10 protein-coding genes, 1 tRNA gene and 3 pseudogenes are annotated in these 13,611 nt (G+C 58.3%); 7 read left to right on the top strand and 7 right to left on the bottom strand.

Features of this window, described 5'->3' with window-relative positions; all coding sequences use genetic code 11:
• Positions 1-42: 42 nt before the first annotated feature.
• On the bottom strand, positions 43-1,434 hold the full coding sequence (gene hemN / locus BSE24067_RS10920) for an oxygen-independent coproporphyrinogen III oxidase (RefSeq protein WP_151063302.1): 1,392 nt from the start codon (positions 1,432-1,434) through the stop codon (positions 43-45).
• A gap of 174 nt (positions 1,435-1,608) precedes the next feature.
• Between hemN and BSE24067_RS10915 the strand changes: the two genes are divergently transcribed.
• The 3 genes from BSE24067_RS10915 to BSE24067_RS10905 all read left to right on the top strand — a co-directional run bounded on the left by BSE24067_RS10915 (position 1,609) and on the right by BSE24067_RS10905 (position 3,558).
• Positions 1,609-1,932, top strand: a complete 324-nt coding sequence (locus tag BSE24067_RS10915; protein WP_151063353.1) for a YkgJ family cysteine cluster protein — start codon at positions 1,609-1,611, stop codon at positions 1,930-1,932.
• 135 nt (positions 1,933-2,067) lie between these two features.
• Positions 2,068-2,649 carry a DUF1439 domain-containing protein gene (locus BSE24067_RS10910; protein WP_151063303.1) on the top strand — a complete coding sequence of 194 codons (582 nt, stop codon included), beginning with the start codon at positions 2,068-2,070 and terminating at the stop codon, positions 2,647-2,649.
• Between the two features lie 78 nt (positions 2,650-2,727).
• Entirely contained in the window at positions 2,728-3,558 is an 831-nt protein-coding gene (locus tag BSE24067_RS10905; RefSeq protein ID WP_151063304.1) for an undecaprenyl-diphosphate phosphatase, read from the top strand.
• Between the two features lie 93 nt (positions 3,559-3,651).
• On the opposite strand, the gene trmB is transcribed toward BSE24067_RS10905, so the two are convergent.
• Both trmB and BSE24067_RS10895 read right to left on the bottom strand, forming a co-directional pair.
• Positions 3,652-4,419: a tRNA (guanosine(46)-N7)-methyltransferase TrmB gene (trmB, locus tag BSE24067_RS10900; protein ID WP_151063305.1), complete on the bottom strand. Its 768-nt coding sequence runs from the start codon at positions 4,417-4,419 to the stop codon at positions 3,652-3,654.
• Positions 4,420-4,549: 130 nt separating this feature from the next.
• Positions 4,550-4,624 (bottom strand) — tRNA-Gly (locus tag BSE24067_RS10895).
• Between the two features lie 1,000 nt (positions 4,625-5,624).
• On the opposite strand from BSE24067_RS10895, the gene BSE24067_RS10890 reads away from it, so the two are divergent.
• The gene (locus BSE24067_RS10890; protein ID WP_151063306.1) at positions 5,625-7,898 is read left to right on the top strand and encodes an NACHT domain-containing protein; all 2,274 of its coding nucleotides are present in this window, start codon (positions 5,625-5,627) and stop codon (positions 7,896-7,898) included.
• Between the two features lie 139 nt (positions 7,899-8,037).
• Here BSE24067_RS10890 and BSE24067_RS10885 read toward each other — a convergent pair.
• Positions 8,038-8,639: pseudogene (locus BSE24067_RS10885) on the bottom strand (IS3 family transposase); the annotation flags it as partial.
• 35 nt (positions 8,640-8,674) lie between these two features.
• Here BSE24067_RS10885 and BSE24067_RS10880 point away from each other — a divergent pair.
• A complete protein-coding gene (locus tag BSE24067_RS10880; RefSeq protein ID WP_244130429.1) occupies positions 8,675-8,962 on the top strand; it encodes a hypothetical protein in 288 nt (95 codons plus the stop codon).
• A 484-nt stretch (positions 8,963-9,446) separates the two neighbouring features.
• Positions 9,447-10,070 carry a hypothetical protein gene (locus BSE24067_RS10875; RefSeq protein ID WP_151063308.1) on the top strand — a complete coding sequence of 208 codons (624 nt, stop codon included), beginning with the start codon at positions 9,447-9,449 and terminating at the stop codon, positions 10,068-10,070.
• 196 nt (positions 10,071-10,266) lie between these two features.
• Here the strand turns inward: BSE24067_RS10875 and BSE24067_RS10870 are convergent.
• Positions 10,267-10,866: pseudogene (locus BSE24067_RS10870) on the bottom strand (site-specific integrase); the annotation flags it as partial.
• Positions 10,867-10,900: 34 nt separating this feature from the next.
• On the opposite strand from BSE24067_RS10870, the pseudogene BSE24067_RS32485 reads away from it, so the two are divergent.
• A pseudogene (locus BSE24067_RS32485) lies at positions 10,901-11,083 on the top strand (hypothetical protein); the annotation flags it as partial.
• 103 nt (positions 11,084-11,186) lie between these two features.
• Here the strand turns inward: BSE24067_RS32485 and BSE24067_RS10865 are convergent.
• Together BSE24067_RS10865 and BSE24067_RS10860 are read right to left on the bottom strand one after the other, a co-directional pair.
• On the bottom strand, positions 11,187-12,671 hold the full coding sequence (locus tag BSE24067_RS10865) for a helix-hairpin-helix domain-containing protein (RefSeq protein ID WP_151063310.1): 1,485 nt from the start codon (positions 12,669-12,671) through the stop codon (positions 11,187-11,189).
• On the bottom strand, positions 12,661-13,500 hold the full coding sequence (locus BSE24067_RS10860; RefSeq protein ID WP_151063311.1) for a hypothetical protein: 840 nt from the start codon (positions 13,498-13,500) through the stop codon (positions 12,661-12,663). The genes BSE24067_RS10865 and BSE24067_RS10860 overlap by 11 nt, the downstream gene beginning before the upstream one ends.
• Positions 13,501-13,611 lie beyond the last annotated feature (111 nt).

The raw sequence follows: 13,611 nt of genomic DNA, 5'->3' as shown, positions 1-13,611 counted from the left end.
CTTACTTTATCAAACCGGCCGCACGCCCGCGCCCATGCCGTGTCAGACGGTGCGCGAGTAGTGCTGGCGCGGCGTCCGGCCGAGGTACGCGTCGAACGCCATCGCGATGTTGCGCACGACCATCCGTCCCGCCGGATGGATCGTCAGGCGGTCGGCGGCGATGGTCAGCAGCCCGTCCTGCTCGAAGCCGCGCAGCGCGTCGAGCTCGCGCGCGAAGTGGTCGGCGAAGCGGATCCCGTGCGCGGCCTCGATGTGCGAGAACGGCAGGTCGAGGTTGCACATCAGCTGCGTGATCACGTCGCGGCGCAGCCGGTCGTCGGCGGTGAGCCGCACGCCGCGCGCAATCGGCAACCGGCCGGCGTCGAGCGCCGCGGTGTAGGCCGGCAGATCCTTCGCGTTCTGCGCGTAGACGTCGCCGACCTTGCCGATCGACGACACGCCGAAGCCGACCAGGTCGGTATCCGCGCGCGTGCTGTAGCCCTGGAAATTGCGCTGCAGCGTGCCGTTTCGCTGCGCGCGCACCAATTCGTCGGACGGCCGCGCGAAGTGGTCCATCCCGATGTATACGTAGCCGGCCGACGTCAGCATCTCGATCGCAAGGCCGAGCAGCGCGATGCGCGTTTCCGGCGGCGGCAGCGCCGCATCGTCGATCTGCCGCTGCATCTTGAACAGGTGCGGCATGTGCGCGTAGCCGAACACCGACAGCCGGTCCGGCGCGAGTTCGATGATCGTCTCGAGCGTGCGCGCGAACACGGCCACCGTCTGGTGCGGCAGCCCGTAGATCAGGTCGACGCTGACCGAATGGAAGCCCGTCGCGCGCGCGGCGGACAGCAGGTCGGCCGTCATTGCGAGCGGCTGGATCCGGTTGATCGCCTGCTGCACGACCGGATCGAAATCCTGCACGCCCAGGCTCAGCCGGTTGAAGCCGATGTTGCGCAGGTGCACGAGCGTTGCCGGCGTGACCGTGCGCGGGTCGATCTCGATCGAGAACTCGGCGTCGGCGTCCGGCGCGAGCGTGAAGTGTTCGCGCGTCGCCGCCATCAGCTCGGCCGTTTCGGCGTCGGACAGGAAGGTCGGCGTGCCGCCGCCCCAATGCAACTGCGTGACCGTACGCGCTGGATCGAACAGCGCGGCCTGCAGCGCCAGCTCGCGTTTCAGTTGGTCGAGATACGGGCGTGCGCGGCGGCGGTTGTTGGTCGCGATCTTGTTGCAGCCGCAGTAGAAGCAGGCCGTGTTGCAGAATGGGATATGGAAGTACAGCGACAGGTCGCTCGACGACGCGCCGGGATCGCGCGCGGCGCGCACGTAGTCGGCCGGATCGAAATCGTCGCGGAACTGCAGCGCTGTGGGGTAGGACGTATAGCGCGGCCCGTTCGCGCCGTACTTCGCGAGCAAATCGGGACGGAACAGTGTGTCGGCAGCACCGGAAGTCATGATGGTTTCGCGCATTATCAGATGCTTTCGAGTATATGAACGCGCGTTTCGGCTGCCTTGTGTAATAACGTCGCAGCCGTCGGTGGCACAATGCGCAGTGGGCTGCCGCGCTGCTGCGCCCGGTTGCCGCATCGTGTTTTTGTCGTTTGTCGAGAGAGTCCAGTGTCTGTCGAAATGCCTGTCCGTCCGGCGCCTGCCGATGTGCCGCCGCCGCACGCGTGCCGCGAAGGGTGCGGTGCCTGCTGCATCGCGCCGTCGATTTCTTCGCCGATTCCGGGGATGCCCGGCGGCAAGCCGGCCGGCATGCGCTGCGCGCAGCTCGGCGACGACCTGCGCTGCCGGATTTTCGGCCGGCCGGAGCGTCCCGCGTGCTGTTCGGGGCTGCAGCCTTCGGTCGAGATGTGCGGTGCGTCGCGTGACGACGCACTCGCGTGGCTCACGCGCCTCGAGGTCGCGACGCAGCCGTCTCCGGGCGCTGGCGGCTCGCCGATTCGCTGATCTCGCCGGTTTGCGGCGGTGCCCACCCGGAACCGGCGGCATGCGCCGCAGCACTAACGTCGGTTCCCGGGCGCCACATGGGCCGAGGCCGCTCGCCCGGCCGCTTCACCCGATACAGGAAGGAGATTGTCCAGCATGACCGCATCTTGCACGCCCGGCCGGCGCCGCTTCCTCGCCGCCTGCGCCGGCGCCATCGGCGTGTCGCTGTCGCTCGCCGCGTGCGCGTCGACGTTCCCGTTCATCCCCGATCACTACACGTTCTCGCGCGGCGACGTGCAGAAAGCCGTCGCCCGCAAGTTCCCGTATCAGCGCACGGTCGCGCAGGTCGTCGACGTGTCGCTCGCGAATCCGGCCGTGAGCCTGCTGCCCGACCAGAACCGCGTTGCCGTCCAGCTCGACGCGCATTTCGCGAGCCCGTTCGTGCGCGCACCGGTGAGCGGCAAGTTCACCGTGTCGGGCCAGCTCGCGTACGATGCGCCGAGCCGTTCGGTCGTGCTGAAGGCGCCGGCCGTCGACAGCCTCGTGCTCGACGGCGACGCGCAGATGTACGCGCAGCAGGTTGGCGCGGCCGCGGGCCTGCTCGCGACGCAGGTGCTGACCAACTATCCGATCTACACGTTCAAGCCCGAGCAACTGCAATTTGCCGGGGTCAACTACGAACCCGGTACAATTACGATTCTTACAAACGGCATACGCGTGGCGATCGTCGAAAAGTGACGGCGCACCGCGCGCGGCCGGGCGGGCCGCGGCGGTAACGTGGCCCTTTCTTTCGACCACTTCGGAGTTGGGCCACGGATGGACTGGATCCTGATCTGCAAGGCATTGATCCTCGGCGTCGTCGAGGGGCTGACGGAATTCCTCCCGGTGTCGAGCACCGGCCACCTGATCGTCGCCGGCAGTTTTCTGGATTTCAACGACGCGCACGCGAAGACCTTCGACGTCGTGATCCAGTTCGGCGCGATCCTCGCGGTCTGCTGGGAATACCGGCAGCGGATCGTGTCCGTCGTCACCGGGCTACCGAGCCGGCCCGACGCGCAGCGCTTCACGCTGAACGTCGCGATCGCGACGGTTCCCGCGATCGCGCTCGGGCTGCTGTTCGAGAAGAAGATCAAGGCTGTGCTGTTCTCGCCGGTGCCGGTCGCATTTGCGCTCGTCGTCGGCGGCGCGATCATCCTGTGGGCCGAGGCGCGGCAGCGTGAGCACCGCGAGCCGCCGCGCGTGCAGTCGGTCGATGCGCTCACGCCGCTCGATGCGCTGAAGGTCGGCATCGCGCAATGTTTCGCGCTGGTGCCGGGCATGTCGCGCTCGGGCTCGACGATCATCGGCGGGATGCTGTTCGGCCTCGACCGGCGCGTCGCGACCGAATTCTCGTTCTTTCTCGCGATTCCGATCATCTTCGGCGCGACGCTCTATGAAACCGTCAAGGACTGGCAGGCGTTCACCGTCGATTCGCTCGGGCTGTTCGCGCTCGGGCTCGTCGCCGCGTTCGTCAGCGCGTTCGTGTGCGTGCGCTGGCTGCTGCGCTTCGTCGCGACGCACGACTTCACCGTGTTCGCGTGGTACCGGATCGCGTTCGGGCTGTTCGTGCTGCTCGTCGGTTACAGCGGGTGGCTGAACTGGGCGTGACGCGCGGGTAGGGCGGCGGCGCCTCCAATGACGAACGGCCCAATCGGCAGATGCCGGTTGGGCCGTTTTGCGTGGCGCGGCTGAGTGTTGCGGTCAGCCGGCGCGCTTGCGGAACACCAGATCCCACACGCCGTGGCCGAGCCTCAGCCCGCGCCGTTCGAATTTCGTGACGGGGCGGTAGTCGGGGCGCGGCGCGTAGTCGGCGGCCGTGTTCTCGAGCGTCGGTTCGGCGCCGAGCACTTCCAGCATCTGTTCCGCATAGTTTTGCCAGTCGGTCGCGCAATGCAGGTACGCGCCCGGCTTCAGGCGCGACGCGAGATGCGCGACGAGCGGCGGCTGGATCAGCCGGCGCTTGTGGTGGCGCGCCTTGTGCCACGGATCGGGGAAGAAGATGTGCACGCCGTCCAGGCTTTGCGGCGCGAGCATGTGCTCGAGCACTTCGACCGCGTCGTGCTGGATGATGCGGATGTTCGTCAGGTCCTGTTCGCCGATCAGCTTCAGCAGCGCGCCGACGCCCGGCTCGTGCACCTCGACGCCGAGGAAGTCGTCGCCGGGGCGGTGCGCGGCGATTTCGGCGGTCGACGCGCCCATCCCGAAGCCGATCTCCAGGATGCGCGGTGCACTGCGGCCGAACACGGCGTTCCAGTCGGGGATTTCCGGCGCGTACGGGACGACGAAGCGCGGGCCGAGTTCGTCGAGCGCGCGGCGCTGGCCGGTCGACACGCGACCGGCGCGTGTGACGAAGCTGCGGATGCGGCGGCGGTGCAGCGGATTGACTTCATCGGCGCCGTCGGCGGCTTCGTCGGGAAGGGCGGCGTCGTCCGGCGGCAGGCCGGCTTCGTTCGGATCGTCGTGCATCATTGGTACAGAAAGGCTTGGTTGCAGGCGAGGGCCCGTTGCGCGTGGCAGTGCGCCGGATGATCGGGCACATGGTACAAAAAAGCCGCCTTCGACGAGGCGGCTCACGCGCAGGCTGCAATGCAGCAGAAAGTGGAGCGGGCGATGGGAATCGAACCCACGTCATCAGCTTGGGAAGCTGAGGTAATGGCCATTATACGACGCCCGCAGAACGCGCAATTCTACAGGGGTTTGGGTGGGGATGGCAAGCGGGGAGGTTTGTGGCGGTGGCATCGAAACTGGCATCGCTCGATGCTGGAGCGGTGGCGTCGCTGGGGTACGCTGGTGCAAAGGCTTCTACACGGGGTGTACGAGCCGAGCAGCATGTCGCCGTCGCGAGGACGCGCAACTCGCTTGAAAATTGCCATGCCAGTGCAGTGTTTCCGTTATGCTCTTACAAAAGAGCATAAGTGCGAGGAGTTCGTGTGTCCAACTTGGTGGTGTTGGTCGACTTCGACAACGTGGATTTAAGCCTGACACGGGCCGGACCCATGAATATGGCGAAAGCCTTGGTGCCGTTGATCCCGGATCCAGTACTTGCTCGGCATACCTTGGTGCTAGTGCGCCTTTATGGCGGATGGCGTTCACAGGGCACGCTGACGACCAGCGCTCAACGGCTGGTTCCCGATATCAGAGCTGGGTCTCCTACGGTCGTTGGTAGACCGAGCCCAAATCCCGGGCCACCGATTCGATTGACGGTAGAGTTGGCGGAGGGGCCTGTCGGAACGGCAACGGTGCTTCAAGAAACTCTGGTGCGAGATAGAGACCTTCGTAAATTCCGGGCACGTCCTCACTGGTCAGAGTGCTCCAGTCCCGGGAGCAACTGCGGCATGAACATGCACGCAGCTCTTTCGCACGCGACACAGTGCGGCGCTCCTGGTTGCACAAGTCGTTTGAGCCATGTTTTGGTTCGCGATGAGCAAAAGATGGTGGATACACTTTTAGTTGCCGACCTCGTACATCAGGCGCTTGCAGTTAAGGCAACGGACGTTGTTGTGGTGACCTCGGATACGGACATGTGGCCTGGCGTTCTGCTCGCTGTCGGAGCAGGGTGCAACGTTGTTCATATTCATACGCGGGCCGGCTGGAGGACGCAGCGACATTTGGTTGGCACACTGGGCCCTGCAACTGCTCCTCACTATACTCAGCTTAGCGTTTAGGATCCGGCAATGGATATCAACGATCTTAGAAGAATATTGACTGCGTTCGCTGATGAACCGTCCGACGTCGACATCCGGCTTGGCCGTATCGTTGCGCAGGTTCGGGACGAGGTAGTCGAGGCAACTGTCCACTATTCCGAAACGGACGATCGACATCTACGGGTGGTAGAAAACGGCCAAGAATACTCTGCGCGGTCATGGCTTATTAACCGTGTAGCGCGTGTTCCCCAGCTCGCCGATAGAATCATCGCTGCGACAGCAACGAACTCAAAATTACCGTTCGTCGTGCCATCTGGCCGAATGTCGGCCGACTTGAGCGCTGGCAGCGTAGAAGACCTTCCGGTTGCTAATGTTGTTGAGTCGCTACTTGGACGGGCGTCAGCGCCTGTGCCGGGTGCCACCTCTGTCTTGTATGTAACGTCGGACGCTGGTGAAGGTAAGACGACGGTAATCAATCGGGCATCGCTAGTCCAGGCGCAACGCTATAAGGAAAAGAAAGCTACGTCGCTGGTCGTTCCGATTCCATTGAGTGGTCGAGCCTTCTTGACGTTCGACGACGCCGTGATTGCGGCGTTGGTAAACAAATTGCGCTTCAACTATCTATATTTTGACGCATTCATCGAGTTGGTACGAATGGGTGTCGTCATTCCCGCGTTCGACGGATATGAGGAGATGCTTGTTGAAGGGGCAAAGGGCGAGGCTATCTCTGCATTGGGAACGCTAGTCCAACGCCTAGAGTCGTCTGGAACAGTTTTTATTGCCGCGAGAAAGGCGTTTTTCGAGTACCTGAGTTTCCGAACTCAAGCGAGACTTCTTGACGCGATCGGTGACCGATCCGCCGCGTTTATGCGTCTGGCTCTTTCGCGGTGGAGCCGGGAGCAGTTTTGCGAATATGGCCAACTTCGAAGTGTGGATGCGCCGGAGGCGGTGTACGAGACCGTTGCAACACGGCTTGGCGCCGACCACCCGCTTTTGACGAGGGCAGTACTTGTTCGAAGATTATTCGACGTACTGGACGGGGCGGACCAGACAGAGCTAGTCGACTTGCTTGGTGCCAATCCTCATGACTACTTCTTCACATTTGTGGATGCAATCGTGAAGCGCGAAGCGTCCGAGAAGTGGCTTGCTAGAGGCTCGGGCGATGTCATGGAGCCATTGCTTCAGCAAAATGAGCATCATCAGATTCTGTCTCAAATTGCCGTTGAGATGTGGCAGTCGTCATCGACATCTCTACGCTATGATGTCCTTGATCTCATCGTCGATATATTTTGTGATGGACTAAAAAAGAGCGGTGCGGTGATTCGACAAGTGAAGGAACGGATCAAGCAGCACTCGCTACTTTCGGCCGATACGTCACGAGGGCAAGGTATTGGCTTTGATCACGAAGACTTCCAGAATTTCTTTCTCGGTGAAGGACTGGGCCTCATCCTCTCCGAAAAGGCGACGACCGGGATACAGGCATTTCTTTCCGTGAACATCGTGCCGACAGCAACGATTGAACAAGCCATACAGTATCTCGTCAGGCACCAATTCGACCTGAGAGGTGTTCTGGATAACGTCATAACGATCAACCGCTCCGAGGCAGGCTATTCCTTCTGTAAGGAGAATTGTGGGGCGCTCGCAATTCGCTTGGTGGAATGCATGCCCGAGGGACAATCTGGTCTGCTTCTACGAAGCATGTTCTTTCCGGCAGGAGCCCTTGGAGGACGAGCATTGAAGCACGTTCGCTTTGAGGAGTGCCATTTTCAGCCGACGCATATCGCAAAAAGCTCACTCACGGATGTTGCCTTCGTGGACTGCAATTTTGAACGCCTTGAAATTACCTCTGGCGAATCATTGGCCGGTTGTTCGTTTGGGAATTGCCAAGTGGACTCCTTGGTGTCCGGGCCTGGTGAGGAGCACTCCTACGACCCTGCGTTGATTGTAGCGACGCTTCGAAGCTTTGATGCAACGATTGATGAGTGCGATGCCGCACCTGTCGTGCCGCGAGTCACTGACGACAAGCTGAAGCTGATTGAGCGGTTTCTTCGCGTATTCCTTCGACACACGCATGTTGACGAGGAAGCAATCCGAATAAGGCTCGGCAAGGGATTCGCATCAACGTTCTTTGATGGGATTCTTCCGGTATTGCTGTCCGAGAAGGTCCTCGAAGAGGCTACTTGGCGCGGGCAGGGCGTGCAAAGGCGTTTCAAGCTGGTTAGGCCGATGTCGGACATTGGGGACGCGCTTGAGCAGTCTCAAGGCCAATTTAATCGGTTCGTTGCCGCGCTCAAACAGCACTAGGCCCAACGATGGAGCCGTAGAGGGGGGGCGATGAAACTTCTCCTGAATGGACATACAATTGACGCACGGTTGGTAGTCCTGTGTTGCACCCCTGACCTGCCCCCTTCGGTAGGGCCAACCGGCTTCTAGCAAAGTCCTTTTAAACCAGCTCCTGGAAAGCGGCAGGAGCATCCGCTGTTGCCCGATGTTTCGCCGCGAATTCTGCTGGCGAAAGGTAATTCAGAGCGCTGTGCGGCCGTTCCTCGTTGTAGTCCTGGCGCCACGCCGCGATGACGACACGCGCATGCGCGTGGCTCGTGAATCAGTGCTCGTTAAGGCATTCATCGCGAAACTTGCCGTTGAACGATTCGATGTACGCATTCTGCATCGGCTTGCCCGGTTGAATCAATTTCAACGTCACGCCGTTCGCATACGCCCATTGGTCGAGCGCCCGGCTCGTAAATTCCGGTCCCTGGTCGGTTCGCAGCGCTTCGGGATAGCCCCGGAAACGTGCTGCTCGGTCCAACGCTCGCGCGACGTACAAGCCGGAGATGCCGTGGTCCACGACGATATCGGCAGCCTCCTTGGTGAAATCGTCGACGATAGTCAGGCACTTCAGACACCGCCCGTTCGACAGTGCACCATCACGAAATCAATTGACCAAACCTGGTTGGGCCCGCTCGGCAAAGCCAACTGCTCGCGTTCAATCATGACGCCGTGGCGCCGACGACGGCGTCGCACGGCCAGCCCAGCTTCACGATAAGCCGTGGCCTGCGACGACGGAGCGAGTCGGCATCATGTCGGTCGACTCGCTCGGCCGGCAATGGGTGCTTGTTGCCGAAGAATGCGGCTATCTCATTGCTAAGTCGAGGGACGGCAAGGCAGGGTTGCTCGGTCGCATGTGCGAGCGCGAAGACGGAAAGTCTTGCATTGAAGTCCTCGTGCGCGCCGAGATCGAAAACAGTGAGCTTCGTCACTACGAGTTTTGGTATGTCGATGCGGCTGACGAGATACGTTATGCCCGGCGCCTCCGCGAGTTGATTTCTGGCAACATTCGCGGCCTCCAGCGGGACGGCGACCGATAATTCTTCGACCGACGAGGGAAGACTTTCAACGATGGAGCGGGACCGGGTTTGCGTTCTTCGGAACCTCCCTGTATCCGAATCCGCGCTGGTACAAATACGTCTGGAAGATATGGACGCCGGGCTCGCCGCTCGAAGGTGCGGAGTTCTTGCAGCATGGCCCGCGCTACTGCACGGCGCAGTTTCGTGAGATGGAAAAGTGGCTGTTCGAGGCGGGCGTGTCGGGGTTCATCTACAACCGACAGTTACCCCGTCGCGGGCTCGGCCAACCGTTCGATCTGACGCACCCCCGATGGGCAAACCGGGAATGGGCACCAGCATGGGAAGATGATCCCGATCCCGAGTGGAACGGGCACAAATGATTTTGGATTTGGTCGTAACTCGAAACTGTAAATGCCTTGCAGGGGAAAGTCGTCTCCATAAAATTTCGTATCGGTCAATTTTTCCTGTATATTCAGCAGGTAAAATTCTTTATGGGAATTGGCGAGTGGAGATCACATTCAATGTGCACGAGGGTGTAGGTATCCGGAAGGTAACGCCCCAAGAACTTCGCGACTATGCGCTCATGTGTGGGTTGGACAGAATTGCTGCAGGGCGCTACAGTTCCCTGTTCGTTCTAAACCTGATGATTTTGGAAAAAATCAATGGAATCGATACTCTCCACGTAATTGAAGAGTTGAGGTTCTTGGAGGGTATGCGGCCATCTCTCCAAACCAAACCGGCATCTCAGTTCAAAGGCCCTCATCTGAAAGGGTTGTGGCATAAACACTTCATGCCCGCGTTGCCAAGCGTGATGGCTCATAATATCGTGAACTACCTAGGAAAAAACGGAACGAGACAGATTGTTGAAGAAGTTCTCGATCCAAGTAAGAGCCCAATTGTGACGCGGGAAATGATCGAGGAGCTGTCTCATCGAATCGCATTTGAATCAATGGAGGAGCGAGGCGGTCAGGGGAAGCTCACGGGCGAGTGGGTCGTGTTTGCGAAAGAAGATATAGGAAACTACTACCTGGGCATCTGGTCGCACACAGCCGGTGACGAAAGCATTGCATCGAGCATAAAAGCGGCTTGCGTATTGGAGTTTCCATTTTTGGCGAAATACTTCTCCTAACAACTGCATGCAGTTGAACTATAAAGAAGTTAGATCGTTCTTCGTTCTGATTTTTGTGGTCGATAATGCATGGCGTTGAGTGGGGCGAATGTTCGTCTGGGATTCTCCGCCCCACGAGTTCCGGTTTTGTACGCCTTCAATAAAACATACAAAGTGCCCCAAATTCACAACGGGGCATCGTCGAGAAACCCACGATTCACGCAGGATTGAGCAGCAGAGAGTCGATGACTTTGACGGCCTTTCGGCTCGCGTCGTTCGGGCTAAGGTGAGCATAGCGCTGCGTCATTTTCGGATCGCTGTGGCCAAGCAGGACCGATACTTCATAGAGACTTACGCCCGCCGTGACGAGCTTGCTCGCGAACGTGTGCCGGAGCGTATGCAGCGTGACGCGCCCACCGCGCTCCTTGACAAGAACCGGGTCGTTGAGGCCGGCGCGCTCGATCGCCTTCTTGATCGACTTCGTGCTGTAGCCTCGCTCGTTGCCGGTGCGGTCTTCGAAGACGTATCGCTGTCCGGTCCGGCGTTCTTCCCACCGGCGACGGACGATCGCTTCCAGCCGCGAGGTCATGTGCAGGACATTCTCGTTCCGCACCTTGCTGCGATAGAGGCTGATCGTGCAGGCATCGATGTTGATCGCCGACTACGGAATGTTCGCTACCTCGGAGTAGCGACACCGCGTATCGAGCAGGAAAACCGTAATGTCGTAGTTATCCTGCATATTCCGTGTCATTTCGCGTGTTAGCGGTTTAGACGCATTTAAACTCGCTCTAAGCCGCTCCGGATCGAGCTCGCGCAATTAACGCCGAAACGATACTGCAACGAACGTGGTAGCGGCTACGCCGACGAAGATTGACCTGGCAACTGAAATCTACAAGCGGATGCGGACCGTTAAGGACGTGACTCGGAAGGACATCGTCGAGAAGTTCATCGCCGAAGTGAAACTGACGAAGGCTGGTGCAAGCACCTACTATCAGCTGATCAAAGACAAGCACGAGCCGATGAGCAAGAAGTGATTGTTCGGCTGACATGTAGCTCAATGAAGGCCCCTATTGGGGCCCTCATTTATCGCGGTGCTGGCTTACGATCGACTCCGCCGTGGATAATGGCGACCCAAAATCACATCCAAATGGCTTGGCTGATGACGTTGCGAATTCGAAGGAGTGTTTTATCTCCAATTCCTTCCAGGTCGTGAAGATTTTCGTCGGATTCGTTTGCTACATCCTTGATTGTTTTGTACCCATTTTCCAGAAGCAGGTTAATTTGTCTTGTGGTTAGGCCATAAACGTATGTCTTTCCCTTTGCAAGTGATTGTATCGGCAAATTAAAAACGGCTAGCTCCTGTGTCGGGTCGATTTCAGGCAAGTTCAACGGAATTTGATTGCCGCTTGCATGAAATTCAACCGAGTCAACGGACGTATTTAGCCAAATATCTACCAAATCGAACGTTAACTGTGCTTTGGGTCTTGTCTCTAGCAAGTTAGCAAGATTTAGGCTGTAGCGGGGGCCTCTTCCACCCGATTTCATTGATCTGGACGCCTCGCGTCGAGATATGAATCCGACATACTCTAAAATCTCAAAAAGCTTTCCTAGTTTCTGAACAATCTCGCGATGGACAATTGCGGAGCCGCTGTCAGTTGATGCCGCGTGCCTGAAAATAACCTCGGCAACATTCCTGCACGGTTCAATGAGAACCTCGTACGGACCCAATTTTGGGGCGACTTCGTCCAAAAGCGGCCAATAATAATCGGATGCGAGGCGAAGCAGAATGTCTTTAACGTCAGGGAGGCCAATTTTTGCTGATGCGCTCAACCAAGAGCAAGCAAACACAAAGGCCCGCATGTTACCAACGACTGTGCGTCCAATGAGAGAGGCCGTTGTTTCAAGTCCCAAACTGCGGCCGCGGCTTTTTTCAAGTTTTTTCGAAAGAGTAGGAAAGCGGGCTTGCATCACCTCAGCAAAGAATGAAGAAAATTCCCCCGATCGCTCATCGCGCGCAACGTCGATTACGGTTGCATCATTGAATACATCGAAACGGATTCCAAAGCGAGTCACCCCTGGATAAATTGCGGCTTTGCACGATACAACGTTGCTGGAAATTGTCCTAAAAATATCGAAAAATTCGGTCAGAGCATTTTCTCGGCCGATGTGTGCGGCATCGTCAAAAATCAGAACGACTCGACGATTAATGCGACCGCCAAGCGAAACTAGCATTTGACGAAGCTGGCCGGCGTCCGATGGGCGATTGTCGACGCACGGTAAATCGAGACGTTCTAGCTCGTCGTTGAGCGCGGTCAAGAGAAGTTCGCAGAAAATGGACTCGTAAACTTTTCCTTCGCTGCGCAATAGGGGCAGATGTCGAAGCGAAACATAGACGCTTAAAACATTCGACCATTCTGCCTTAATCTGTCGATCCGCTTCGATCAGCAATGCACTTTTCCCGCTGCCTCGGCCGCCTCGTAAAAGCAGTGGGCCATGTGCAATCAAGCTTCGAATAATTTTTCGCTCAAAGCTCGAAAACTTGTGTATTTTTTCAAACTCGCTAGGGTCGCAATCTTCCGCTGCGAGAAAGAGGGAGTTTTCATCTAATACGTCAAGCGTCACGTTCTATCTCCGCTTCAATTGCAACCACAAGATCAAAGGCTTTCTCGGGATTCAACGTCGTGAAAGCTGAATCGATTAAGTGTGATGTAAAGGCAAGTTGTGTAAGGACCTTTACCGCTCGCAACATACTCTGTCGTACCGTGACGAGGTCAAATAACGCGTCTTGATCCACAACGAATTCCAAATGCACGCCTTTCGAAAGGGTGGAGAAGGATTGCTGTGCCGCCGTTCGGAAGCCAGCCAGAACGCCGAGCTCTGCTTGCGTTGAGGAGCCGTTGGTTTCCGCATCCTCGTGTCCCTCTGCCCTTCTCGGGGCGGCAGACCGACGAGCCTCGTATTGATTCACGAGATCATTGATCCATCTCGATGTGCTGAGATTCGGGATTCGGTCAGTGAGGGTCGACAGGCTTTGTATCGCATGCACCCACGTCACTTCGGCTAGGTGACCGCCCAGAAGCGATCGGATAAATTTGTCCGGGGAAATCGTGTCTGTCCAGACTGCCTTCTTCTCTGAGATGACGTCCGTTTTCCAGTCTATGGAAGCGGAGTGACGCTCTCCCAGCGGGTAGTCTCCCTTGAGCTGAAATTCTCTAAGAATTAGGAGGCGTCCGGGGTCCAGTCTGCAGAGGACCGATATGCAGCCGGCTTCCAACAGCTTTCTCGCAGCGAAGCATCCATACAACCTTATCGTATCCTGAGTGGCGTCCGGTGCCATCATCGCCGCTACCGCTTCGCCGTAACGGACGACATCTTTCCCCAGTATGTTCTGGACCGCGCCAATTCGTGTGGTGCACGGCGAACAACTGCAGAGCTCCCTTAATGCTTCCATTCGATCAACTCCGCCCCCGCGTTTCTAGTTGATCGTTATGATAGCGGTAGTGATCCCGTTTGACGATTGCATGGCCGCAGTTGAAGGTGCAAGTTGTGAACAAGCGCCTAT

Origin of the sequence: Burkholderia latens (assembly GCF_902499045.1) — a bacterium.
Taxonomy (GTDB): Bacteria; Pseudomonadota; Gammaproteobacteria; order Burkholderiales; family Burkholderiaceae; genus Burkholderia; species Burkholderia latens.
The sequence above is the reverse complement of the archived record's forward strand: the minus strand, read 5'-3'. Positions and strand labels throughout refer to the sequence as shown.